The sequence below is a fragment of the Candidatus Infernicultor aquiphilus genome, from assembly GCF_002784285.1.
Classification (GTDB): domain Bacteria; phylum Atribacterota; class Phoenicimicrobiia; order Phoenicimicrobiales; family Phoenicimicrobiaceae; genus Infernicultor; species Infernicultor aquiphilus.
In genome coordinates this window covers 1-1,638 of the sequence record NZ_PFKO01000017.1, presented here as the reverse complement: position 1 = coordinate 1,638, position 1,638 = coordinate 1, and the positions used below count along the sequence as shown (strand labels likewise).

3 protein-coding genes are annotated in these 1,638 nt (G+C 39.4%); 1 reads left to right on the top strand and 2 read right to left on the bottom strand.

The annotated features are described in order from the left end of the window. The coding region (locus tag COZ07_RS00505; RefSeq protein WP_406606663.1) for a transposase at positions 1–437 on the top strand (437 nt) is incomplete at its 5' end. 127 nt (positions 438–564) lie between these two features. Here the strand turns inward: COZ07_RS00505 and COZ07_RS00500 are convergent. Continuing rightward, complete coding sequence (locus tag COZ07_RS00500; protein ID WP_406606662.1) at positions 565–1,056, bottom strand: hypothetical protein; 492 nt, start codon at positions 1,054–1,056, stop codon at positions 565–567. Next, positions 1,047–1,638: DNA methyltransferase (locus COZ07_RS00495; protein ID WP_406606661.1), on the bottom strand; the 592-nt coding region annotated here is incomplete at its 5' end. The genes COZ07_RS00500 and COZ07_RS00495, both read right to left, overlap by 10 nt.

Sequence of the window (1,638 nt, the reverse complement as noted above, 5' to 3'; positions counted from 1 at the left end):
GGATAAAGAGGGAGTTGGCGGATGCAGGGTACTGGAGCGAAGATAACATAGCGAACTCCTCACTTATCGATCCTGAGTTTTTAATAGCAACAACCCAGGACTGGAAACAAAGGAAAGCGATGCGTGAGCGAGGAGCACCACGGGGGAGGATACCTAAGCAATTATCAGTACGTGGTCGGATGGAGCGGAAGCTCTTAACGAAAGGTGGGAGCACTTTGTATAAACTGCGTAGCCAGATGGTTGAGCCGGTATTTGGTCAGATCAAAGCTGTGCGTGATTGTGGTACGTTTATGCGGCGCGGCCTTAAGGCAGCACAAAGTGAATGGCGGCTGATTTGCGCAACACATAACTTACTCAAGTTGTTCCGTAACAACCATGCCCCGAGTTCATTCTCTCATACCCTCTATACCTCGATATTACCGGCAGGTGCAGGATGATAAACACAAGAAACATGGCATTAAAGCCTATGATGCAGAAAGCACCGCAAAATTAATCATGTTATCTTTGCGGTGTTAGGTGAGAACCACTGATTGAGATTATCACCAACAAGTTTGAGCAACAGATTCAAATATCCAATTTTATCTGTTGGAAATTCATCCAAAATGGTTCAGGGGAGTTATAGAGTAATGCCTTAGAAACCAGATTACCTCTGACCTTTGTATTGATAGCCCTAGAGGCCTTCACTTCTACCCTTAGTTTCTCAATCCGCAGGTCATACTGCCCATTATAATCAGGATCTATAGATTTGTCAGGCTTTATAAATCTCTTATCCAAATCTCTAATGTGTTCATGTACCCATATCTCGCCGAATATTCGTGGGGCAAGTCCATAAAGTTCAAGATATTTGTTTGAAGACACATAGTCATTCCTTAGATTCTCGTAGTCCTTAAAACTTATAATCTTTTTGTCCAAGAGAAAAATTAGAATGTACTCATATTCATTAAATGGGAAAGCAGATATAAGGCCTTTAAGACGGGCATTCAATATCTTTTTGTCCGTGTTCTTTAGCGATTCAGAAAGGGAATTCAGATAATCCTTGAGTTGTTTTATATCCATCTATGTCCTCCTGTTTGTTTTCCTATTTCAGGGAATGGATTTTGCCATTGCCACCCCGTTTTTCCCGTCTTTCTAAAATGCTCTAATCTTCTTATGGTAATCTCTGCAAATACAGGGTCAATATCAAATGTATATAACTTTCTTTTCAATCTTTCTCCTGCAATTAAAGTTGTCCCTGAATGAGCGAAGAAATCTACAACCAAATCCTTTTCACGACTACCTGATAAAATTATTCTTTCTATTGCCTTCAAGGGTTTCTGAGCATAACATCCTGGAACATTTTCTTCCATCCTGTAAAATACCTGCTGGATATCTACCCACACATTACCTGCCCTTATAAATTTTGACCTACTTCGTTCTAAATTTTCCGTGATTCTTCCATTAACCTCTTTGTAGTACCCCCTTAATATTTTGGGAATATCTGTATATTCAGCATTTACATTGAATTCAGGATTGCCTTTAATATAATAAAGAAGTTCTTGTCTTACCCACATCCAGTTTTTTTGAGTCCCGTATCCCCTTTGATTTCTCAGCGTAATAATATTTTTAGGTTTAAGCTCATTAAATTTTCTCATCAAGATA

Coding starts and splice junctions, on each gene's coding strand:
- COZ07_RS00500 (WP_406606662.1), bottom strand. CDS start 1,056: ATGGATATAAAACAACTCAAGGATTATCTGAATTCCCTTTCTGAATCG.